A 22,458-nucleotide genomic window follows, 5' to 3' on the forward strand; every position below is an offset into this window, starting at 1 on the left:
GCTGCCGTGCGGTCGATATGTGTATGTGGCGGAAATCTTTTCACGATGCCGGTGCGCGCCTGCTGATCGGACGCGATACCGAATGCCGGGTTCTGGAGGATCTGGTCACGGGAGTGCGGAGCGGGGGCAGGGTTCTGGTGCTGCGCGGGGAGGTCGGTGTCGGGAAGACCGAGTTGCTGAACCATCTTCTCGAGCGGGTCGGGCACTACCGATCGGTACGGGTGACCGGAGTGCCATTCGACATGGATCTCGACTTCGCCGGCCTACAGCAGTTGTGCCGACCGCTGCTCGGCCACCTCGCCGAACTGCCGACTGCCCAACGCGACGCACTGGTGGTGATTCTGGGACTGGGATCCGGTGCGCCGCCGACCGAAAAATTGGTGCACTCAGCCGTTTTGAATTTGCTGACCGCTGCCTGCCGCGATGAGCCGCTGGTCTGGGTCGTCGATGACGCACATTGGCTGGACCCCGTGACGCTGGCGGTTCTGGCTGCTGTGGCGAGGCGATTGACCACCGAACGGGCCGGGTTGGTGTTCGCGACTCGTGACCTCGGGGCAGACGTGTTGAGCGGATTGCCCGAACGCATGATCGGCCCGTTGTCGGATGAGCACGCGCGAGTCCTGCTGGGCACGGTGATGATGACCCGTCTCGACCCGCGCGTCAGCGATCGGATCATCGCCGAGACCCACGGTAATCCGCTTGCTTTGGTTTCACTTCCGCGTGATCGTGCCGCCGCAGAACTTGCCGGGGCGCTGCGCCGCGGCGACACCCCTTCGGGGGCCAAAAGAATCGAACTCGACTATGTCGAGTTGATCCGCGCGCTGCCCGGATCGACTCGGCAGCTGCTCCTCGCCGCTGCGGCCGAGCCGGTCGGCGATGCCGCTGTGTTGGGTCGCGTCGCGGACAGCCTGGGGATCACTGCCGACGTGCTGGCGCCGGCGGTAGCCGCCCGAGTGGTCGAAATAGACTCCGATGTGCGGTTTCTGCACCCCCTCGCGCGGTCGGCCGCTTACCACGCTGCCGCCCCGTCCGTACGCCGCGAGATGCACCGTGTACTGGCCGAAGTCACCGATATCGAGATCGATCCGGACCGCCGGATCTGGCATATCGCCAACGCCGCGACGTGGCCCGACGATGAGGTGGCAGCGCAACTGGAAGTCGCTGCCGGTCATGCGCACGCGAGGAACGGTGTGGCGGTTGCCGCAACATTTCTCGAGCGGGCCGCGGTCCTGACATCGGTTCCGGAACTTCGCTGTGACCGCGCGCTGGCCGCAGCGCGGGCCAAGCTCGATGCCGGCGCCTTTTCCGATGCCGACGAGTTGCTCGCCATGGCGGGCCTCGCACCGATGACCGGCCTGCAGCGGGCGCGAGCCGCGCGGTTGTCCGCGCAGATGGAGTTCGCCAAGCGGCGCAGCGGCGACGGCAGGGCGGCTTCGTTGAGTGAGATCGCATCCCGGATGAGTTATGCTGCAGTCGAATTCGAGCACTTCGACGCTGAGGTGAGCCTTGAGACGCATCTTGAAGCTCTCGCTGCGGCGATGTACGCAGGCCGGCTCGGAGATATCCCGGACGTGGCGCGGACGGCCGAGACCGCGCGGTGCGGTATCGAAAGCCTATCCACCGGTTCTGGGCCGGTGGGCACCGTGTTGCGGGGCATGACGGCTCAGATCATCGGTGTTCCGTATGCCGGGGAGGGATTGCCGGCGGCGGTGGAGGAGCTGGGTGCGCATCGTCGTGATGCCGATTCCCAGGCGTCGCGGTGGATGGTGCCCGCGCTGCTTATCATCCAGCAGTCCACGGCCTATGAACTATGGGATGACGGGTTGGTGCACCGGCTCTCCACGGCGGCAGTGCGACGAGTCCGGGCGTCCGACACGTTGGCACTGCTTCCGGAGACCCTGGCCTACCGGGCCGTCGTGCACATGTTGGCCGGCGAGCTCGTTGCCGCCGAAGACCTTCTGAAGGAGGCTGATTCGACCTCCCTGTCGACCCGCTACTACTCACCGCTGCGCTATCACTCTCTTGCGCTGGATGCGTGGAAGGGTGATCCGGACCATCTCGATGCGCTCAAGGCTGGTGCCGAGACGGCATCTGCCTCTGGGGAAGGCCGGGTGCTGGGTCTGGCCCGATATGCGACCGCCGTGCTCTGCAATGGTCTGGGCCGCTATGAGGAGGCGTTCGCCGCGGCCCGGCAGGCTGCCGAGTATGAGGACCTCGGACTGTACGGATGGTATCTGGTCGAACTGATCGAGGCGGCGACCCGCATCGGCAACATCGACGCTGCGCAGGAGGCCTGCGGGCGCCTCACCGAGCGTATATCGGTTCGCGACACGGATTGGGCCCTAGGGACTTTGGCGAGTGCACGGGCTCTGGTGGCCGGCGATGGAGACGCCGAGGCTCACTACCGTGAGGCGATCGACCGGTTGGGACGTACCCGCATCAGGGTCCACCTGGCCCGGGCCCATCTGCGCTACGGGGAATGGCTGCGCCGTCGGAAGCGCCGGTCGGCGGCCAAGGAGCAGCTCACCATCGCGCACGACATGTTCTGTGCCTTTGGTGCCCGGGCTTTCGCCGATCGTGCCGGGCGCGAGTTGATCGCGAAGGGGGAGCGGGCGGGCCGACAGCCGGTTGCCGGCGGCGATGTTCTGACGGCTCAGGAGGCACAGATCGCGCGGCTCGCAGCAGCCGGACTGACCAACGCTGCGATCGGAGAGCAGCTGTTCATCAGCACCCACACCGTCGAGTGGCACCTGCGGAAAGTGTTCGTCAAGCTCTCGGTTACCTCTCGTCGGCAACTTCGGGGCATGTCGGACAGCCTCGCTCACCAGCCTTCGGTAAGTACCCGCTCCAGGGTGTCGGCGTAGAAATCGGCCGCTTCGATGTCGATGCACAATGGCGGCTTGGTTTTCAGGATGTTCTGGTGGTCGTCGGTCGGCTGGATGATCACTCCGAGTTCCAGCAGCCGGTCACAGATGAGGGCCGTTTCCTCGGTGGCTGGCTCGAGAGTGTCGGGATCGCGGATCATCTCGACACCCAGGTACAGGCCGACACCGTGAACGGTGCCGATGATCGGATGCCGCCTGGCCAGTTCCTCCAGTCGCGACTTCAGATGCGCGCCGACGCGGGACGCGTTGCCCTGCAGGTCTTCGTCGTTCAGCACGTCGAGCACCGTCATGCCGATCGCGCATGACAGTGGACTGCCGCCGGTGGAGGAGAAGAAGTAGCCCTGGCTGCGGAAGGCGTCGGCGATCGCTCGGCTGGTGACCACCGCCCCCAGGGGGTAGCCGTTGCCGACCGATTTGGCCATCGACACGATGTCGGGGACCACACCCTGCTGGTCGAAGCCCCAAAACCATTCGCCCAGACGGCCGTAGCCGACCTGCACTTCATCCGCGACCGCGTATCCGCCCGCCCTGCGCACCGCCGCGTAGACCTGCGGCAGGTATCCGTCGGGTAGGGCCATGCCGCCGGCGTTGCCGTAGACCGTCTCGCAGATGAATGCAGCCGGTGCGCGCCCCTCGGCGATCAACTGGTCGATCTGGGCCACCGCGTCCACCGCGTATCGCCCGACCTCGCTTCCGCGGTACTTACCGCGGAAGCTGTTGGGCGATTCGACAGTGTGCACCCAATCCGGCCGGGTGGTGAGCGCATTCGGGTTGTCCGCGGTGGAGGTCGACACGGCGTCGGTGCCATACGTCCAGCCGTGATACGCCTCGCGCATTGCAACCACATCGGGGCGCCCGGCCGCCGCGGTCGCCAACCGCAGCGCCAGGTCACTGGCCTCAGATCCGGAGTTGACCAGAAATACCGTGTCCAGCGGGTCCGGTAGCAGCCCGGCGAGGCGTTCGCTGAACTCGACGACGGAGGCATAGTTGAACCGCGAGTTGGTGTTCAGCTTGCGCAGCTGCCGGGTCGCTGCCGCCGCGACTTGCGGGTGCGCGTGGCCCAACACCGTGACGTTGTTGACCATGTCCAGGTAACAACGCCCGCTGGTGGACATCAGGAAGTGTCGCCAGCCCCGTTCGATCCGCGGCGGTCGGCGGTAGTAGTGCTCCTGTACGGGGGCGAACGCCCGGTCGCGCCGGGCCATCAGATCGTGCTCGGCATGTTCGACGGGTAGTGCCGGTAATCCGAGCAGCGGGCGCGGTCTTCGATGTCGGGTTTCACCCAGCCGCCGGCCGTGAAGGCGTCGCTCAGATCATCGGACGTTGCGCCCAGATCCAGCGTCACCACCGGTCCCGGCAGGGCGAGCATCGGCCGGTCAACCTGTATGGGCTCAGACGGTGCAGCCAGTCCGAGGTCGGCCTTGATCAGCGCCGTCATCACGTCCATCGGCACGGAGGTGGCGCACTCGAACATCTGCCACTCGCCGTCGGACTGCTCGGTGAGGTAGTCGTTGTCCGGGTCGAAACCAACCTGATGTGCTCCGCTGACGATCAGCACCGCAGTGCGCAGAACCAGCAACGGCCACAACGCTTCTGCCTCGGCAACACTCAGGGGCCGGATGGCGTGGAAGGCTCGGATGCCGGGCAGCACGGCCACCGGGTCGGCTCCGGGATGTTGCAGTACCGAGGACAGTGTGATGGCCAGTTCGCTCACGGCCCAACTGTCGGCCAGATCGCCGAGATCGATGATGCCGTCGGGGTGCACGGCACCGCCGATGTCACGGGAGACCACGACATTGGCGTCGGTCAGGTCCATGTGCACGGCCTGCCGGGGCAGCGTGCCGGCCAGTGGTGCGATGCGTGTCCACGCCTCATCGGCCGCGGTCTCGAGTCGGGAACGCGCAGCGTCGTCATCGACGTGGGCCGCCAGGCGACACACCACCTCGGCGCCGTAACGCAGGTCCCACTGAAGGATCCGGTCGAGGCCGGGATGGCTGAAAGCGGCCAATGCTCGGCTGACCCGCCCGGCCAGTGCACCCAGTTCGGCGATCGTGGCCGGCGGCAGGTAGCCGGACTCGATGAGGGTTCCGCCGGGCAGGTGTCGCAGCAGTCGCACGTAGGCGGTGTCGTCGTTCCGGTTCAAGCCCAGACCGGTTACCGCAGTGAGCTTTTCGCCGCGCTGGTTGGGCAACGGCTGCGCCACGCGCAAATCCGGTTCGGCTGCTGCGATCAGATCCGCGGCCAATTCCTGAGCGGTCAGCTCGATCTCGTTGAACGCGGGGTTCGCGATCTTCAGCACCCCGGTATCGCGTCGCCGTCACGCACCAGGAAATTCTTATCCTGTTGGCTGCCCAGCGATTTCACGCTTGCCACCAGGCCGAAGTGGGCGGCCAGGATGTCGCGGGCGGACGATTCACCGACCTGGGGTGCGGGCAGCTCAAGCTCGCGCAGAAAGTTGAACCCTACGGTTTCGCGGTCGGCGCTCACCGCCCGACGAACTCCACGACGACCTCGGAGAACGCGTCGTTGTCATCGCCGGCCGCGGTGTGCCCCGCATCGGACAACTCGACGAATTCGGCGGCGGGCACCTTCCTCAGAAAGTCCTGCACGCCTTCGGGGCTGACCACGTCGGAGAGCTTGCCGCGGATCAGCAGGATCGGGATGGACAGGTTCATCGCGGCCGTTTCCAGCTTGTCGACGCGGGCGAACGGATCGTCCTCGGGTTTGGTGAGGAAAGCTGGGTCCCAGTGCCAGTACCAGCGCCCGTCGCGCAGGCGCAGATTCTTCTTCAGGCCCTCGGGGCTGCGCGGCTTGGTGCGGTAGGGCAGGTAGGCCGCGACGGCCTCGGCAGCCTCCTCCAGCGAGTCGAAGCCGTTCACGTTGGTGAACATGAAGTCGCGGATACGCGCGCTCCCGCTCTTCTCGAACCGGGGCACCACATCGACCAGCAGAAGCTTGGTGACCAGTTCCGGGCCTGCCTCATGAGCAGCCAGGATGCTCGTCAGCCCACCCATGCTGGCCCCGATCAGCACCACCGGGCGGCCGACCTGATACAGCACGTGCTGCACGTCGGCGCTCAGCGCCTCCACCGAATAGTTCGCGCTCAGTGAGCGGTCGCTGTCGCCGTGACCACGCGCGTCGAGGGCGATCACGTGCAGGCCGTCATCGGCCAGGATCTGACCGGTGTTCTTCCAGGAGAACCGGTTCTGCCCACCGCCGTGTAGCAGCAGAACGGTTGGTCGGTCCGCAGCGGACGCGGCGTCCCGGTTCCATTCGTCGCCGACCAGATTCAGGTCATCGACGCCGCGGAACGTGACGACGCGCGATTCGCTGTGCTCGGTTTTCCCGGTACTCACGGACATTCCTCTCGGCAGGCCCCGGGAAGTCACGTTACCCAGGAGGTTTTTCGCCGCATCTGCGACCCGCTGTTTCTAGAATTGTCAATCGTGCAGATCGAGCCGGGCCCCGCGGCGGATGAGGTGGTGGGCGACGTCAGCGAGCGTGACGTCATCATCGAGGCCGCCTTCAGTTGCCTTTCCGAGCCCCATCGCGGAGCGGTGCCGGTGGCAGTGATGCTGGCCAAGACCGGATTGTCCACCCGAGCCTTCTATCGGCATTTCGAATCCAAGGATGCGTTGTTCCTGGCCATGATGCGGGGTGAGGGTGACTCGTTGGCCCGCCGGCTCGACCGGATCGCCGCGCAATTCAACGGCTCTCCCGCCGATCAGCTGCGGGTCTGGCTCGACCAACTTTTCGGCCTGCTGTTGGACGAGCGGCTGTCAATGCACATGACGGTGCTCGATTCGGACGAGGTGCGTGCGGCCAAGGGCTATCGCTCGGCCCGTGAGCAGTGGCACGACGACCGCGAACGATCACTGGCGGCCATCCTGCGCAGGGGTCTCGACGACGGGTCGTTTCCGCTGGCCAAACCGAAGCAGGACGCGGTCGCCATCGGCGCGGTGGTCAGCCACGTGCTGTCCCGGCTCATCTCCGACGGCGAGTGCGAGGTCACGCAGGCCGCGGTGGTGGACTTTGCGCTGCGCGCGGTAGGGGCGCGCATCACGTGCAGGGAGCCCGGCAGCACCTAGGAGAGTCACCCGCGCGGCCTATCCGGGACTGCCGGTACCGCTTATTGCGATGTGACCGGTGCCACGTACGTTGGACCGCACGCGTGCCATCGCACGCGTCACTGCAGTGCCACCGAGGAGCAGATGAATGGCAGACGACAGCGTCGACGTCGAGCCGGCCGAGACCGAGAAGTCGAGCCAGTCCGCCCTTGAAACCGAGGGTGTCGAAGAGGCTGACGACGAGGCTGCTGACGACGAGCGTGAACACGCCGAGGACGCGACAACCAAGCCGCGGGGCTTCCTGCGCTCATACACAGGGCTTGTCGGAGTGGCGCTGGTCGTGGCGCTGGCGGCACTGACAGGTTGGCTGGGCTACGACTTCTACCAGGTCCACCACGAACAGCAGCGGCGTGACATGTTCGTGGAGACCGCGCGGCAGGGTGCGACCAATCTGACGAGCATCGACTGGGAACACGCCGAAGACGACATCCAGCGGGTCCTCGATTCATCGACCGGACGGTTCTACGACGATTTCGAGAGACGTTCGAAGTCGTTCCTCGACGTGGTCAAGCAGATCAAGTCGAAGTCTGTAGGCACGGTGACCGCCTCGGGTTTGGAGTCTTACTCGGATGGCAAGGCCGACGTGCTCATGTCCGTGACCGTTCGGTCTACGAATGCGGGTGTGCCCGAGCAAGCTCCGCAGGTGTGGCGAATGGTGTTGACGGTGCAGGATATTGATGGCCAGGCGAAGGTTTCCAACGTGGAGTTCATCCAGTGAGCGGCCGGCACAAGATGCCGCCGGCGGGGCGGCGTAAGGCGACAGCGGATTCTGCGGAGACCACCGAGCCGGCAGGCACTGAACAGGAAAGCGCTGAACAGGTAAGCCTCGAGGAGGCGGGCCCTGAGCCCGAGGACACCGCGCCCGCGGACACCGCGCCCGAGGGGGCGGCAGTCGAGGAAACGGTCGACGCCGGCGCAGACGAGCCCGTCGAGGAGCCCGTCGCGGCAGCCGAACCCGAGTCGTCCCCCGGCCGCTCGCGGATCAGCGTGCCGATCGTGCTGGCGGCGATCGCGTTGGTGTTGGCAGTGGCCTCCGGGGTGTTCCGGTGGCTGACTGTGGTGCAAAACGAAAGCGACACGGCCCGAGTCGAATCGGTTCAAGCGGCCAAAGAGATCACCGTCCAGATGCTGTCGTATGAGACCGAAACTGTCGACCAGCAGCTCACCGCGGCCCGAGACCGGATGACCGGGGAGTTCCTCGGTACCTACACCGCGATGATCAACGAGGTGATCCCGGCCGCGCACGCTCAGCGGATCGCTGCCGTCGCCGATGTGCTGCGGATCGGGACGGTCACCGCGAAGCCGCACAGCGTCGAGGTGGTGCTGTTCGTCAACCAGAGCGTCCAGGTGGGAGACAACATGCCGGAGAAGACACCGTCGGTGGCACGGGCCACGATGGTCAAAGACGGTGGCAGCTGGCTGATGTCCAAGTATGAGCCGGTGCCGCTGTGACCGAGCCGCGTTGGATCGATGTCGCCACCCCCGCGGTGCAACTGCGGGCGCTGGCGTGGGGTCCTGACGATGGTCCGGTTGCGTTGTGCCTGCATGGTTTTCCCGACACGGCCTACGGCTGGCGCAAGGTGGCGCCGGTTCTGGCAGAGGCCGGCTGGAAAGTGGTGGCACCGTTCATGCGGGGTTACGTTCCCTCGTCGGTCCCCGCCGACGGGAGCTATCATGTCGGTGCGCTCATGGACGACGCGCTGCGCCTGCTGCAGGCGGTCGGGCCGACCGGACGCGATGTGATCATCGGCCACGACTGGGGCGCCATGGCCGCTTCGGGTGTGGCTGCGCTGCCGGACAGCCCATTCAAGAAGGCCGTGATCATGTCGGTGCCGCCGTTGGCATCGTTTCAGCCGTTGGGCCGGGTGCCCGACGCCGGCAAGCTGTTGGCCCGGTTGCCGCGTCAGGCGCTGCGCAGCTGGTACATGATGTACTTCCAATTGCCTTGGCTTCCTGAGCGTTCCGCGTCCTGGGTGGTGCCCCGGCTGTGGAAGACATGGTCGCCGGGATACGACGCGGCCGAGGACCTACGCCATGTCGACGCCGCGATCGGTGCGCCGGACCGGTGGCGTGCCGCGCTGGGCTACTACCGGGCGACGATCCGCATGAGCAACCCGCCGGCGCAGTACGCCGAGCTGCACAAGCACTGGCTGTTGCCTCCGGTGTTGCCGTCGCTGTACCTGCATGGCACTGACGATGGCTGTGCCACATCGGATTACATCCGGTGGGTGCGCGAGGTGCTGCCAGCGGGTAGCGATGCCCACCTCGTCGAATCCGGCGGCCACTTCCTGCAGCTCGATCAGCCGGACGTCACGGCCGCCCGCATCCTGGACTTCGTCGGACGTGCCGGCTAACCGACTCACTGCGGTCGATGCGCAGATGTTCTGGATGTCGTCCAGAATGCCCAACGACACCTTCCTGCTGTACGGATTCGACGGTGTACCTGCCGACCTGCCGGGCGCACTCGGTGAGTTGGTCGCCAATGCGTGCACCAGCCCGGACCTCTCGCAACGGATCGATGACAGTTCGCGGCTGCACTACCCGGCCTGGACGCCGGCCCGGGTCGACGAATCGCGGTTCGTGGTGCACGATCTCGATCAGCCGACCTGGCTGGGTTGCCTGGCCGCCGTCAGTGAGCTGGTGGACGCTCAGCTCGATGCGCAACTGGCGCCGTGGCGGGTGCACGTATTCCCCGGAGTCGAGGGGATGCCCGGCGTGGCCGGTGCAGGCACCGTTGCGGTCCTGCAGATCACCCACGCCCTCGGCGGCGGTGGCCGCACCTGCGGTCCGGCGGCGGTGATGTTCGGCCGTCCGGGGCCGGTTGCGCCGGTGACACCGGTGCACGGAAATCCCGCGATGCTGCCGTGGCGAAGCGTCGAGGCGGCCCGTGCGTACCGGCAGCTGGTGGCTGACACCGAGGCCGGGCGGGTGCCGCCGGCCGCGACGCCCCGTCCGCCGCTCCGGACCAACGACCATCCGACGGGTATCCGCAGCATGCGGACGGTTGTCCGCGATCGGGCGCAGCTCTCTGGCGCCACCGTGACAGTGTGTGCCCTGGCCGGCATCTCCGAGGCCCTGGCCGGTCAGCTCCATGAGCTCGGGACGGATCCGGCCACCCTTGGCGCCGAGGTGACCATGGCGAAATCCGGTCCACGCCAGGCGTACAACCATTTCGGCACGGTCGGCGTGGGCCTGCATCCGTCGCTACCGGTGACGCCGCGGCGCGACGCTATCGCCGGTGAGCTGGCGGCGCGCCGGGAGCGCGCCGGGCACCCCGCGATGCGGGCCTCGGAGCGTGCGTTCGCCGCCACCCCGGCTCCGCTGTTGCGTTGGGGGATCGGCCAATTCAATCCCGACGTGCGTTCGTCGACCGTTACCGGAAACACCGTGGTGTCGAGCGTGAATTGCGGTGCCGCGGACTTCAGCTTCGGCGGCATGCCGGTGCGGTTGGCGGCCGCGTTTCCCGGGTTGTCGCCGATGGTGGGGCTTACCCACTGCGTGACGGGTGTGGGGGACACCATCTCGATCAGCGTGTTCGCGGCGGAGTCGGCGATCGGGGACGTCGACGGGTACCTCGACCGGCTCGAAGCCAGCTTGTGATCCGCCTTCCGGGCTAGCCGCGGCGCAGCATCGCGATGCTGACATCCAGGGCGGACTCCAGGTAGCTGAGGTCACCGGAGGCCAACATCACGCTGACGCCACCCTGGATCCCTGCCAGGACTGCCGCGCCCACCTGGTCAGCATCCAGACCGGCGGCCATCTTCCCCTGCGACTGCATATGCCGGATACCGGCGGCGATCTCGTCATGCCATTGCCGCAGTAGGGCTTTGGTGACGGCCTGGGCGCCGGGAGTGGTACGGCCGATCTCCGACATCAAGAGGCTCAGCGGGCAACTCTGCCCTTGGCGTCGATACCGCTCGACCACGGCGTCACGCCAGCGTTGCCAGGCCGCCCATGAGGTCAACTCGCCGAGATAGGGCTGCTGATCCTCCAGCACCATCTGGGCCTCGCGTTCGGCGACCGCGAGCAGCAATTGGTCCTTGCCGTCGGGGAAGTAGTGGAACAGCTGACTCTTGGAGGTCTGGGTGTGGGCCCGGATGTCGTCGAGCGTGGTGGCGGCCACACCGTGGCTGCGGATCACCGCGGCGGCGCCCTCGATGATCCGGCGCCGGGTGGCCTCGCCCTTGGACGTCAACTTTTGGACTTGCAGGTCCATTTTTAGCGGCCTATACCTGGACTCATGAGTCCAAACACTACGCGCCTGCAGGGCCGTACAGCACTTGTCACGGGTTCCACCGGCGGCCTCGGCGTCGCCATCGCCAAGGCTCTCGCGGCCCAGGGCGCCTTCGTCATAGTCAGCGGCCGCAGCAAGGAGCGTGGTGATGCCGTCGTCGCCGAGATCCGCTCAGCCGGAGGGCGGGCCGAGTTCGTCGCCGCCGATCTCGGGGCCGGGGCAGACGAGGTGCAGCGCCTCGCGCGACAGTCCACCGAGGCTGCCGGCGGTCAGGTCGACATCCTGGTCAACAACGCGGGGGTGTGGGGGATGCCGGAACCCACCGGCGTGGTGTCCGAGCAAGCACTGCTCGAGTCGTATCAGACCAACGTCATCGCACCCTTCCTGCTGACCGGCGCCCTGGTGCCGGCGATGGCCGAGCGTGGCCACGGCGCAGTCGTCAACGTCGGGTCGATCACAGGGTTGATCGGAGGTGATCAATCGGCGCTGTACTCGTCGACCAAGGCGGCCGTGCACTCGCTGACCAAGTCGTGGGCGGTCGAATACGGTCCGCGCGGGGTGCGGGTGAATGCCGTGGCCCCGGGGCCCATCGCCACGGAGCGGGCGCTGGAGGCTGTCGATCACGTCGCATCGGTGCTCGCCCGTATCCCGTCGCGGCGGATGAGCACGCCCGAGGAGGTCGCTGCGGCGGTCGTGTTCCTGGCCGGTGAAGACGCCGGCAACATCCACGGGGCGATCCTCAGTGTGGATGGGGGCTGGGCGGCGGCTTAACAGATGTCCTACATTCTGTTACATGCCTTCCTCCGCTTACGACACTGCGATCCTGCTCCTGCGCGTGGTTCTCGGCCTCACCATGGCAGCACACGGCTACAACAAGTTCTTCGGTGGCGGGCGGATCCCCGGCACTGCGGGATGGTTCGACAGCATCGGTATGAAGCCGGGCCTGTTCCACGCCAGGGTCGCGGCCAGCACCGAGATCGCCGCCGGCCTCGGGCTGGCTTTGGGCCTGCTCACCCCGGTGCCCGCGGCCGGGTTCGTGGCGCTGATGCTGGTGGCGGCCTGGACCGTGCACCGGCACAACGGCTTCTTCATCGTCAAGGAAGGCTGGGAGTACAACTTGATCCTGGCGGTGGCCGCGGTGGCGATCGCCGGCACCGGCGCCGGCCGCTACAGCCTTGATCACCTGCTGTTCTCCAACTGCAGCTTCTACCACCTGCTGTACGGCTGGTGCGGCCTGGCGATCGCCATCGTTCTCGGCCTGGCCGGTGGCATCGGCCAGCTGGTGATCTTCTTCCGCCCGCCGGTGAAGACCAACTAGATCTCCGCCGAGCAGACGCATATGCACCTTGTGCACCGGCGTGTCGGGTACATATGTGTCTGTTCACGTGAGGACGGAATAGAACACGTTCTAGTCTGACCGGCATGGGTTTTCTCAAACAGGTATCTCCCGAGATCGACTTCGAGCAGTGGAGCAAGGGCACCCGCGCGGAGAAGATCCGGCCGATGGCGCGGCACTGGGCGGAGGTCGGCTTCGGGACTCCGATTGCGTTGCACCTCTTCTATGTCGTGAAGATCCTGGCGTACATCCTGGGTGCCTGGCTGATCGCCTTGGGCACTCAGGGCGTCGACGGATTCACGAACGTCGCGGCCTGGTATGCGGAGCCGATCGTCTACCAGAAGGTTGTGTTCTACACGATGCTGTTCGAGGTCATCGGCCTCGGCTGCGGCTTCGGCCCACTCAACAACCGGTTCTTCCCGCCCATGGGATCGGTCCTGTACTGGTTGCGGCCCAAGACGATTCGGCTGCCACCGTGGCCGACCCGGGTGCCACTGACCAAGGGGGACAGCCGCACCGTCGCCGACGTCGTGCTGTACGGGGCGCTGCTGGTGGTGTTGGTCATCGCCCTGTTCTCGCAGGGCACCGGGCCCATCCCGGAACTCGGCAGCGAGATCGGCGTGCTGCCGGTGTGGCAGACCGCCACGATCATCGGTCTGCTGGCCGTGGCCGGCCTGCGCGACAAGGTGATCTTCCTGGCCGCCCGCGGCGAGGTGTACGGCTCGCTGGCGGTCTGCTTTCTCTTCAGCGGTGGGGACATCATCATCGCGGCCAAGCTGGTTTGCATGGTGATCTGGCTGGGCGCGGCGACCTCGAAGCTCAACAAGCACTTCCCGTTCGTCATCTCCACGATGATGAGCAACAATCCGGTGTTCCGGCCTCGCTGGATCAAGCGGAGATTCTTCGAGCACTTCCCCGATGATCTCCGGCCGGGGCGGCCGTCGCGGTTTTTGGCCCACTTCTCCACTGCCATCGAGGGTTTGGTGCCGTTGGTGCTGTTCTTCTCCCACGGTGGCTGGGTGACCGCCATTGCTGCGTTTGTCATGCTGGTGTTCCACTTCGGCATCCTGAGCTCCATTCCGATGGGCGTGCCGCTGGAGTGGAACGTCTTCATGATGTTCTCGGTGCTGGCGCTGTTCGTCGGGCACGCCGGTATCGGGCTGGGGGATCTCACCAGCCCGTGGCCGCTCGTGTTGTTCGCCGTGGTCGCGGGCACGGTGGTGCTGGGAAACCTGTTCCCGCGCAAGGTCTCGTTCCTGCCGGGTATGCGCTACTACGCGGGTAACTGGGACACCTCCCTGTGGTGCGTCAAGCCCTCGGCAGCGGAGAAGATCGAGAAGCACATCGTCGCGATCGCCAGCATGCCCGCCGCGCAGATGGAGCGGTACTACGGCAGCCCGGAGACCGCCCAGATGTATCTGTACATGGGATATGCGTTCCGCGGCTTCAACTCTCACGGCCGAGCCCTATTTACCCTGGCGCACCGGGCGATGGCCGGATACAACGAGGACGACTACACGCTGACCGACGGGGAGCGCATCGTCTCGACCGCCATCGGCTGGAACTTCGGCGACGGGCACATGAGCAACGAGCAACTGGTGGCAGCCCTGCAGAAGCGGTGCCACTTCGAGCCGGGGGAGGTGCGCATCGTCATGCTCGACGCTCAGCCGATCCAGCATCAGACCCAGCAGTACCGGCTCGTGGACGCGGCCACCGGAGAATTCGAGCGGGGATACGTCAAGGTCGCCGACATGGTGACGCGCCAGCCCTGGGATGACGAGCTGCCGGTCTACACCGTGGAATCGGCGGACAACAACTAGCGCATGACGTCGCGCACCTTGACGCTCTCGATGTCCCGCAGCATGAGGATGCGCGCGGTGTCGAGGTGCTTGCGCCAGTGCGCCTCGGCCGCGTCACCGTCACCGGAGCGGATGATCTGGATCAGCTTGCGGTAGGACCGCATCAGCTTGTCGTAGTCGGACTTGGACACCGGCCTGCGCTCCTTGAACAGGAAGGCATGGTGGCGCACGGTGATCTCGTGCAGCATGCCGGCGATGATGCCGAGTGTCGCGTTGCCCGACAGCTCGACGACCCGGCGGTGAAAGTCGCCGGTGGTCGCGGCCAGTTGGTCTGACTGATGGTCTTTCGGGATGTGCTCGTCGAGCATGCGCTCAAGTTCGGCGAATGCGGCCTCGTCACCCTTCTCGGCGAGCAGGCGGGCGGCCATCGGCTCGATCGCCGCGCGGCCCACCAGGAGGTCGGCGATGTCGGCGCCGGAGAGTTCGAGCAGCAGCCCGGCCGGACGGGCGACGATCTCGGGGCCGGGAACACGAACCCGCGCTCCGGTGCGGGAGCCACGTCGTACCTCGACCAGACGCTCGGATTCCAGCACCCGCACGGCCTCGCGCAGCGTCGGCCTGCTGACCCCGAAGTGCTCCATGAGTTCGGCTTCGTTGGGCAGGAAGTCGCCCTCTTTGAGCTGGCCGTCGACGACCATGCGCCGTAACGTGCCTGCGACGAGCTCGGCGGTCTTGGGGGAACGGACCGGTGCCTGCGGTGCGATCGCGTCAGGGCCGATCATCGGCGCCAGCGGTGTGGTTCGAGCCACCAGACACTCCCAGGTGAGACAACTTTGCGCCGGCCGGATGGCCAGCTGTACAACTCAGTAAACCATCTGTACACCGAGGAAACGGTATGTCAGGCCCTACCAACCAGTAGGTTGACCTAGTAAACCTACTGGGATATTTTCACCTCGAGTGCCCCATCGGGTCCAACCGGGGTAGCGCCCCAACCCTTCAAAGGAGAAGTCATGGCTGAAGCCGTCATCGTCGAGGCCGTCCGGTCACCTGTCGGGAAGCGCAACGGCGCCCTGTCCGGTGTGCATCCGTCGGAGCTGTCGGCCCAGGTGCTCAACGGCCTGGTGCAGCGCGCCGGCATCGACCCCGCCCTCGTCGACGACGTCATCTGGGGCTGCGTCATGCAGGCCGGTGAGCAGGCCCTCGACATCGCCCGCACCGCCCTGCTGACCGCCGGCTGGCCCGAGACCGTTCCCGGCGTGACCGTCGACCGCCAGTGCGGTTCCAGCCAGCAGTCCCTCCACTTCGCCGTCGCAGGCGTCGTCGCCGGGCACTACGACGTCGTCGTCGCCGGTGGCGTCGAGTCGATGTCGCGCACCCCCATGGGATCGTCGCTGGCAAGCGGCGGGCACCCGTACCCCGACGCCTTCCGGGCGCGCTACGACAACAAGACCCCCAACCAGGGTGTCGGCGCCGAGATGATCGCCGAGCAGTGGGGGCTGTCGCGCACCCAGCTCGACGAGTTCTCGCTGCGGTCACACGAAAAGGCCGCTGCCGCACAGGACGCGGGCGCCTTCAAGGATCAGATCGTGGGGATCACAGATCAGGACGGCAACGCAGTTCTGGAGGACGGCGGCATCCGTCGCGGCGGCACGGTCGAGTCCATGGCCGCCATCAAGCCGGCTTTCAAGGAGGACGGTGTGATCCACGCCGGTAACTCCAGCCAGATCTCCGACGGCTCGGCCGCACTGCTGGTGATGTCCGCCGACAAGGCAAAAGACCTGGGGCTCAAGCCACTTGCCAAGGTGCACACCGCAGTGCTCGCCGGCGCCGATCCGGTCATCATGCTGACCGCGCCGATCCCGGCCACCCAGAAGGCGCTGGCCAAGTCAGGCCTGACTGTCGATCAGATCGGCGCGTTCGAGGTCAACGAGGCGTTCGCCCCGGTGCCGATGGCCTGGCTCAAGGACACCGGCGCAGACGAGGAGCGTCTGAACCCCAACGGCGGTGCCATCGCTCTGGGCCACCCGCTCGGCGGCTCCGGTGCCCGTATCCTGACCACCCTGCTTTACCACATGCGGGACAACAACATTCAGTACGGCCTGCAGACCATGTGCGAGGGTGGCGGCCAGGCCAACGCGACCATCCTGGAGCTCCTGTGACCGACAACCAGCCCGGTGCGCTCGTAGAGAAGCGCGGCAACGTACTGCTGATCACCATCAACCGGCCCGAGGCGCGCAACGCGATCAACGCCTCGGTCAGCATCGCCGTCGGCGACGCACTGGAGCAGGCCCAGAACGATCCCGAGATCCGCGCGGTCGTGCTCACCGGATCGGGTGACAAGTCGTTCTGCGCGGGCGCCGATCTCAAGGCGATCTCGCGGGGTGAGAACCTCTTTCACCCCGAGCATTCAGAATATGGATTCGCCGGCTACGTCAGCCATTTCATCGACAAGCCGACGATCGCCGCGGTCAACGGCACCGCGCTGGGCGGCGGCACCGAACTGGCCCTGGCCAGTGACCTGATTGTCGCCGAGGAAAGCGCCAAATTCGGTCTGCCCGAGGTGAAGCGGGGCCTGATCGCCGGTGCCGGTGGCGTGTTCCGCATCGCCGAGCAGCTGCCCCGCAAGGTGGCGAACGAACTGCTGTTCACCGGTGAGCCGATGTCGTCGGCCGACGCGCTGCGCTGGGGACTGATCAACCAGGTCGTGCCCGACGGCACCGTTGTGGACGCCGCGCTCAAGCTGGCCGAACGGATCACCGGCAACGCACCGCTGGCCGTGCAGGCCAGCAAGCGCGTCGCCTACGGCGTCGACGAGGGCGTCATCACCGGTGACAAGGACGGATGGAAGCGCACCAACCGCGAATTCACCACTCTGCTTCAGACCGAGGACGCCAAGGAAGGGCCGATGGCCTTCGCTCAGAAGCGTGAACCTGTTTGGAAGGCAAGGTAAGCCATGAAGCGGCAGATCTACAGCGCGGAACACGAAGCATTCCGCGAGACGGTCAAGGAATACATCGAGCGTGAGCTCGTCCCCAACTCCGAGAAGTGGGAGACCGAGCGCATCGTCGACCGGTCGGCATACACGGCCGCCGGCAAGTACGGCGTCATCGGCTTCAACATGCCCGAGGAGTTCGGCGGCGGCGGCTCGGATGACTTCCGGTTCAACGCCATCATCGACGAGGAGGTCGCCAAGGCCGGCGTGCACGGCCCGGCGCTGAGCCTGCACAACGATGTCGTCGGCCCGTACTTCAAGGACCTCACCAACGACGAGCAGAAGAGGCGCTGGCTGCCCGGCATCGCCAGCGGCGAGACCATCATCGCGGTCGCGATGACCGAACCGGGTGCGGGCAGCGATCTGGCCGGTATCCGCACGTCGGCGGTGCGCGACGGTGACGACTGGATCATCAACGGGTCCAAGACATTCATCTCGTCAGGCATCAACTGCGACCTGTGCGTCGTGGTGGCCCGCACCGACCCGGAGGCCGGGCACAAGGGCTTCACGTTGTTCGTGGTGGAGCGGGGGATGGACGGCTTCACCCGCGGTCGCAAGCTCGACAAGATGGGCCTGCACAGTCAGGACACCTCGGAGCTGAACTTCGAAAACGTGCGCGTGCCGGGCGCCAACCTGCTGGGCAAGGAAGGTCGCGGTTTCTACCACCTGATGACCAACCTGCCGTCGGAGCGGCTCTCGATCGCCATCTCGGCGATCTATGGTGCCCGTGCGGTCTTCCAGGAGACGCTGCAATATGCCAAGGACCGCAAGGCATTTGGTCAGCCCATCGGTAGCTTCCAGCACAACCGGTTCCTGCTCGCCGAGATGGAGACCGAGCTGGAGGTCACCGAGACCTACATCGACCGCTGCCTGCAGGGCGTGGTCGACGGTGAGCTGACGGCGGTCGAAGCCGCCAAGGCCAAGTGGTGGGCGACCGAGGTCGCCAAGAAGGTCGTCGACAATTGCGTGCAGTTGCACGGCGGCTACGGCTACATGATGGAGTACCGCGTCGCACGTGCCTACGTGGACGGACGCATCCAGACGATCTTCGGTGGCACCACCGAGATCATGAAGGAGATCATCGGCCGCGAGCTCGGCGTCTAGTTCTCTCGCGAGCAGACGCAAATGTCCCCGACACATCGGCGTGTCGGGGACATTTGCGTCTGCTCGCGCTGAGTCGCGCAGAGAAAGAGATCAGCCGATCGGGGCGTCGGCGGCCGGGGTGGCTTCCGGGGCCTTCGTCGTGGTCGTGGTGCTGGTGCCCGAGACGGTCGGCACCAGGGCCTCCGGCGGGGTGTTGGGATCGAGCACGGCGTCGATCAGGTAGATCCGGGCGTTCTGCGCCTGGATGGGGCCGCAAACCAGCTTGGCGGTGTCGTTGACCTTGATGTCGCCGCCCTTGCCGCTCACCTTGACCTCGGCGCCCTGCTGGGTCGGCCGCTGGCCCTTGACGTCATCGGGGCCGAGCAGGCCGAGGAACGCGTGGTAGTAGTCCAGGCTGGTGAGCGCGGCCGGATCGGCCTTGAGCGCGTCGAGCTTGCCGGGCTCCATGGCGGCGAACGCGTCATTGGTCGGCGCGAAGATCACGTACGGGCCGTTGTCGAGCACCGGCACGATGTTGACGTCAGGGTTCAGCCCGCCCGACAGCGCCGCGTTGAAGGTGCTGATGTCCGGGATGCTGGCCAGAACCTTGCCGGCCGGCAGATCCGCGAGGCTCTTCCAATCCGGCATGGCCTTCTTGAAGTTGTCGCAGCCCGAGCCCTGCGGGTCGGGGATCTCCACCACCGGAGCTGCGGTCGTCGTCGGCGCCGGGTCGGCGTAGGCGGTGACGGCCAGCGGTAGCGACGCCGTGATGGCGGCGACTGCCGCAGCAACGCCCAGTGTCTTGGTGCGAGTCTTCATTTGGTGGGTTTTCCTCCCGCTCAGGCCTAGCCTTTATTCGTCGGCTGCCGGTGCCGCGTTACGCGGTTCGCCGCGCGACTATGGCGAGCGACCGCGAGCACCACCGGCTCAGCGTTCCCCGCGGCGCCGCATCGGATGGTAAGCGCTACGTTGCGGTTACGGCAAAGCCGAGCTGTCCACTTTGACCGTCTCAGTGTCTGTGACCTGGGCTTTTCTGATGCTGAGACAAAGTCCCGCGGCGACGAAGCACAGGCCGGCGGCCAATTGGAAGGCCAGGTCGTAATCGCCGTTGAGATCCCGCAGCCACCCTGCACCAGCCGCTGCGATGGCCGCGCCGATCTGGTGGGAGGCGAAGACCCAGCCGAACACCACTGGCGAACGATCCCCGAAGTAGTCGCGGCACAGCACGATCGTCGGCGGCACGGTGGCCACCCAGTCCAGGCCGTAGAAGATGACGAAGACCCAGGTGCTCGGTTCGGCGTGCGGCGAGAGCAGTGACGGCAGCAGCATCAGTGACAGGCCGCGGCCCACGTAGTAGACCAACAACAGCAGCCGGGGGTCCACGCGGTCGGTGAGCCAGCCGGAGAACACCGTGCCGGCGACGTCGAGAATTCCGATGGTGGCGAGGAGGCCGGCGGCGACCGTCGTGGGCATGCCGTGGTCGTTGGCCGCCGGAATGAAGTGCGTGCCGATCAGACCGTTGGTTGTCATTCCGCAGATCGCGAAGCTCCCGGCCAGCAGCCAGAACACGCGCGTCCGCGCGCCGATGCGGAGACCGTCGAATGCGGTCTTGAAGCCGCCCGCCGGCGGGGCGGACGGGGCAAGCTCAGTTGCTCCGTACGGGGCCAGACCCAGGTCGGCGGGGCGGTTGCGCATGAAGACCGCGACGAGCGGGACGACGGCCAGTGAGGCGGCCGCGACGATCAACGATGCCCAGCGCCAGCCGTGTTGTGTGGTGACGGCCGCGACGACCGGCAGGAACAGCAGTTGTCCGGTGGCGCTGGCGGCGGTGAGAACACCGGTGACCAGTCCGCGGCGCTGCTCGAACCAGCGGGTGGCGATGGTCGCGACGAATCCCATCGAAATCGACCCGGTGCCGATCCCGACCAGGACGCCCCACAGCAGCACCAACTGCCAAGTGGCCGTCATGGCGATGCTGCAGGCCGAACCCGTCGCGATCAGCAGCAGTGACACGGTCAGCACCGGCCGGACCCCGAAGCGGTCCATGAGTGCGGCGGCGAACGGCGCGGTGAGCCCGTACAGCATCATGTTGACCGACATCGCCAGCCCGACCGTGCCGTGCGACCAGCCGAACTCGTGGTGCAGCGGATTCATCATCACGCCCGGAATGGACCGGAACCCGGCCGCGCCCAGGATTGCCACGAAGCTCACCGCGGCGACCACCCAGGCCCAATGGATGCGGACGCGCTGGGGGACCGCGGCCCGGCCGAGGTTTCGAGTCACCCGACCACTGTTGCCGAGGATGGCGGTCCAGGCCAGAGGGGTAAACGACAGCCACCATCAAAAACATGCCACCCGTGAGAGCCGGCGGGCTGCTGTCTACCATGACCGGCATGCCAGAGCCGCTGATCGTGTCCGTCGCCGGTCATACCCCGCAGATCGACCCGGATGCCTGGGTTGCCCCCAATGCCAGTGTGATCGGCCAGGTTTCGCTGGCCCCAGGTACCAGCGTCTGGTACGGCGCCACGTTGCGCGCCGAGGTCGAGCCAATCGAGGTCGGTGAGGGCAGCAACATCCAGGACGGGGTGACCGTCCACGTCGACCCGGGTTTTCCGTGCCGGATCGCCACGGGCGTGACGGTGGGGCACAACGTGGTGCTGCACGGCTGCACCGTCGAGCAGGACAGCCTGGTCGGGATGGGCGCGGTGGTGCTCAACGGAGCGGTGATCGGGGCCGGGTCACTGGTCGCCGCCGGTGCGGTGGTGCCCCAGGGCATGGTGGTGCCGCCGCGTTCGCTGGTGGCTGGTGTGCCCGCCAAGGTGCGCCGGGAACTCAGTGATGACGAGGTCGGCCACAACCAGCTCAACGCGGCGGCCTACACGCATCTCACCGGTTTGCACCGAGAGGCGGATTGAGTCGCGCGAATCCGTCTTGCCGGAAGTACGGGAAGTAGGGATACGGCGCCTCGCGGGTGCTTGCGGCATCCAGTCGCGCGATCTGCTCGGCATCCAGTGCCCACCCGACCGCGCCGAGGTTGTCGCGTAACTGCCGCTCGTCACGGGCCCCGATGATGACCGACGAGACCGTCGGCCTGCGCAGCAGCCAGTTGAGTGCGACCTGTGGCACGGTTCTGCCGGTTTCTGCGGCGATTGCATCGAGCGCGTCGACGACACCGTAGAGGAAGTCGTCGTCGACCGGCGGCCCGGCGTCCGCGGTGGCGTGCAGCCGGCTGCGCTGCGGCAGCGGGCGGCCGCGGCGGATCTTCCCGGTGAGCCGGCCCCAGCCCAGAGGACTCCACACCAGCGCGCCGATGTCTTCGGCCATCGCCAGCGGCATGAGTTCCCATTCGTAATCGCGTCCGAGCAGTGAGTAGTACACCTGGTGTGCGATATACCTTGGGCGATCGTGTTTTTCGGCGAGGCTCAGGGATTTCATCAGCTGCCATCCGGAGAAGTTCGACACTCCGGTGTAGCGCACCTTGCCTTGCTCGACGAGCGTGTCGAGTGCTTGCAGTACCTCCTCGATCGGCGTGAACGCGTCGTAGGCATGCAACTGGAACAGGTCGATCCGGTCGGTCTGCAGACGTGTCAGCGCGGAATCGACGGCCCGCAACAGGCGCGCCCGTGAGGTACCCCAGTCGTCGGGGCCGGTCGGCAGCGCGGCCTTCGTGGAGATCAGCACGCGGTCGCGGCGTCCGCGCAGAGCTGCGCCGAGCACCTCCTCCGAGGCGCCGTCGGAGTACACGTCCGCGGTGTCGAACAGATTGATGCCGGCCTCCAGGGCCAGATCGACCATCGCCCGTGCCTGGTCGACCCCGGTGTCGCCCCAGGCGCCGAAGAACTCGCCCGAGCCACCGAAAGTCGCTGCGCCGAAGCTCAGCTCGGAGACCATGAGGTCAGAGTCGCCCACTCTGCGATATTCCATTACCACTCCTTAACGGGATTGTCTTCCTGATAAGGAACGCGGCGCTAACGGGATAATATTCCTATTAAGATGAGTCGC

The 22,458-nt window shown here is 66.4% G+C and carries 19 protein-coding genes and 1 pseudogene; 13 read left to right on the plus strand and 7 right to left on the minus strand.

Features of this window, described 5'->3' with window-relative positions:
- The first annotated feature begins 23 nt into the window (after window positions 1–23).
- The gene (locus ACZY08_RS19815) at window positions 24–2,864 is read left to right on the plus strand and encodes a helix-turn-helix transcriptional regulator (protein ID WP_463746324.1); all 2,841 of its coding nucleotides are present in this window, start codon (window positions 24–26) and stop codon (window positions 2,862–2,864) included.
- Here the strand turns inward: ACZY08_RS19815 and ACZY08_RS19820 are convergent.
- Both ACZY08_RS19820 and ACZY08_RS19825 read right to left on the minus strand, forming a co-directional pair.
- Window positions 2,822–5,372 (minus strand): annotated as a pseudogene (locus tag ACZY08_RS19820) (aminotransferase family protein). The gene ACZY08_RS19815 and the pseudogene ACZY08_RS19820 sit on opposite strands and share 43 nt — an antisense overlap.
- Window positions 5,369–6,241, minus strand: coding sequence for an alpha/beta fold hydrolase (locus tag ACZY08_RS19825; RefSeq protein WP_463746325.1), 873 nt, complete (start codon window positions 6,239–6,241; stop codon window positions 5,369–5,371). Before ACZY08_RS19825 ends, ACZY08_RS19820 begins: the two are co-directional and overlap by 4 nt.
- Before the next feature lie 90 nt (window positions 6,242–6,331).
- On the opposite strand from ACZY08_RS19825, the gene ACZY08_RS19830 reads away from it, so the two are divergent.
- From ACZY08_RS19830 to ACZY08_RS19850, 5 genes are all read left to right on the plus strand, one after another.
- Complete coding sequence (locus ACZY08_RS19830) at window positions 6,332–6,973, plus strand: TetR/AcrR family transcriptional regulator (protein WP_463746326.1); 642 nt, start codon at window positions 6,332–6,334, stop codon at window positions 6,971–6,973.
- 127 nt (window positions 6,974–7,100) lie between these two features.
- Window positions 7,101–7,730 carry an Mce protein gene (locus tag ACZY08_RS19835; RefSeq protein WP_463746327.1) on the plus strand — a complete coding sequence of 210 codons (630 nt, stop codon included), beginning with the start codon at window positions 7,101–7,103 and terminating at the stop codon, window positions 7,728–7,730.
- A complete protein-coding gene (locus ACZY08_RS19840; protein ID WP_463746328.1) occupies window positions 7,727–8,464 on the plus strand; it encodes a hypothetical protein in 738 nt (245 codons plus the stop codon). Before ACZY08_RS19835 ends, ACZY08_RS19840 begins: the two co-directional genes overlap by 4 nt.
- Complete coding sequence (locus tag ACZY08_RS19845; protein WP_463746329.1) at window positions 8,461–9,366, plus strand: alpha/beta fold hydrolase; 906 nt, start codon at window positions 8,461–8,463, stop codon at window positions 9,364–9,366. The genes ACZY08_RS19840 and ACZY08_RS19845 overlap by 4 nt, the downstream gene beginning before the upstream one ends.
- A gap of 25 nt (window positions 9,367–9,391) precedes the next feature.
- Entirely contained in the window at window positions 9,392–10,612 is a 1,221-nt protein-coding gene (locus ACZY08_RS19850; RefSeq protein ID WP_463746569.1) for a WS/DGAT domain-containing protein, read from the plus strand.
- Window positions 10,613–10,625: 13 nt separating this feature from the next.
- On the opposite strand, the gene ACZY08_RS19855 is transcribed toward ACZY08_RS19850, so the two are convergent.
- Window positions 10,626–11,228, minus strand: a complete 603-nt coding sequence (locus ACZY08_RS19855; RefSeq protein WP_463746330.1) for a TetR/AcrR family transcriptional regulator — start codon at window positions 11,226–11,228, stop codon at window positions 10,626–10,628.
- Window positions 11,229–11,252: 24 nt separating this feature from the next.
- Between ACZY08_RS19855 and ACZY08_RS19860 the strand changes: the two genes are divergently transcribed.
- The 3 genes from ACZY08_RS19860 (at window position 11,253) to ACZY08_RS19870 (ending at window position 14,402) form a co-directional block, all read left to right on the plus strand.
- On the plus strand, window positions 11,253–12,017 hold the full coding sequence (locus ACZY08_RS19860) for an SDR family NAD(P)-dependent oxidoreductase (protein WP_463746331.1): 765 nt from the start codon (window positions 11,253–11,255) through the stop codon (window positions 12,015–12,017).
- A gap of 22 nt (window positions 12,018–12,039) precedes the next feature.
- On the plus strand, window positions 12,040–12,564 hold the full coding sequence (locus tag ACZY08_RS19865) for a DoxX family protein (protein WP_463746332.1): 525 nt from the start codon (window positions 12,040–12,042) through the stop codon (window positions 12,562–12,564).
- 104 nt (window positions 12,565–12,668) lie between these two features.
- Window positions 12,669–14,402 (plus strand): DUF3556 domain-containing protein, encoded by a 1,734-nt coding sequence (locus tag ACZY08_RS19870; RefSeq protein ID WP_463746333.1) that lies wholly within the window; start codon window positions 12,669–12,671, stop codon window positions 14,400–14,402.
- Here ACZY08_RS19870 and ACZY08_RS19875 read toward each other — a convergent pair.
- Window positions 14,399–15,190 carry a FadR/GntR family transcriptional regulator gene (locus ACZY08_RS19875; RefSeq protein ID WP_463746334.1) on the minus strand — a complete coding sequence of 264 codons (792 nt, stop codon included), beginning with the start codon at window positions 15,188–15,190 and terminating at the stop codon, window positions 14,399–14,401. The genes ACZY08_RS19870 and ACZY08_RS19875 overlap by 4 nt on opposite strands.
- Before the next feature lie 201 nt (window positions 15,191–15,391).
- Between ACZY08_RS19875 and ACZY08_RS19880 the strand changes: the two genes are divergently transcribed.
- The 3 genes from ACZY08_RS19880 to ACZY08_RS19890 are packed head-to-tail and all read left to right on the plus strand — an operon-like array spanning window position 15,392 to window position 18,477.
- A complete protein-coding gene (locus ACZY08_RS19880) occupies window positions 15,392–16,540 on the plus strand; it encodes a thiolase family protein (RefSeq protein WP_463746335.1) in 1,149 nt (382 codons plus the stop codon).
- Window positions 16,537–17,331 (plus strand): crotonase/enoyl-CoA hydratase family protein, encoded by a 795-nt coding sequence (locus tag ACZY08_RS19885; protein WP_463746336.1) that lies wholly within the window; start codon window positions 16,537–16,539, stop codon window positions 17,329–17,331. The genes ACZY08_RS19880 and ACZY08_RS19885 overlap by 4 nt, the downstream gene beginning before the upstream one ends.
- A 3-nt stretch (window positions 17,332–17,334) precedes the next feature.
- The gene (locus tag ACZY08_RS19890) at window positions 17,335–18,477 is read left to right on the plus strand and encodes an acyl-CoA dehydrogenase family protein (protein WP_463746337.1); all 1,143 of its coding nucleotides are present in this window, start codon (window positions 17,335–17,337) and stop codon (window positions 18,475–18,477) included.
- Window positions 18,478–18,567: 90 nt separating this feature from the next.
- Here ACZY08_RS19890 and ACZY08_RS19895 read toward each other — a convergent pair whose 3' ends face one another.
- Together ACZY08_RS19895 and ACZY08_RS19900 are read right to left on the minus strand one after the other, a co-directional pair.
- On the minus strand, window positions 18,568–19,275 hold the full coding sequence (locus ACZY08_RS19895; protein ID WP_463746338.1) for a fasciclin domain-containing protein: 708 nt from the start codon (window positions 19,273–19,275) through the stop codon (window positions 18,568–18,570).
- 156 nt (window positions 19,276–19,431) lie between these two features.
- Entirely contained in the window at window positions 19,432–20,739 is a 1,308-nt protein-coding gene (locus ACZY08_RS19900; RefSeq protein ID WP_463746339.1) for an MFS transporter, read from the minus strand.
- A gap of 110 nt (window positions 20,740–20,849) precedes the next feature.
- Here ACZY08_RS19900 and ACZY08_RS19905 point away from each other — a divergent pair, with 110 nt between their 5' ends.
- Entirely contained in the window at window positions 20,850–21,371 is a 522-nt protein-coding gene (locus ACZY08_RS19905; RefSeq protein WP_463746340.1) for a gamma carbonic anhydrase family protein, read from the plus strand.
- Here ACZY08_RS19905 and ACZY08_RS19910 read toward each other — a convergent pair.
- Window positions 21,343–22,380, minus strand: a complete 1,038-nt coding sequence (locus ACZY08_RS19910; protein ID WP_463746341.1) for an aldo/keto reductase — start codon at window positions 22,378–22,380, stop codon at window positions 21,343–21,345. The genes ACZY08_RS19905 and ACZY08_RS19910 overlap by 29 nt on opposite strands.
- Window positions 22,381–22,458: the final 78 nt, after the last annotated feature.

The sequence above is a fragment of the Mycobacterium sp. IDUB_9 genome (genome assembly GCF_055419505.1).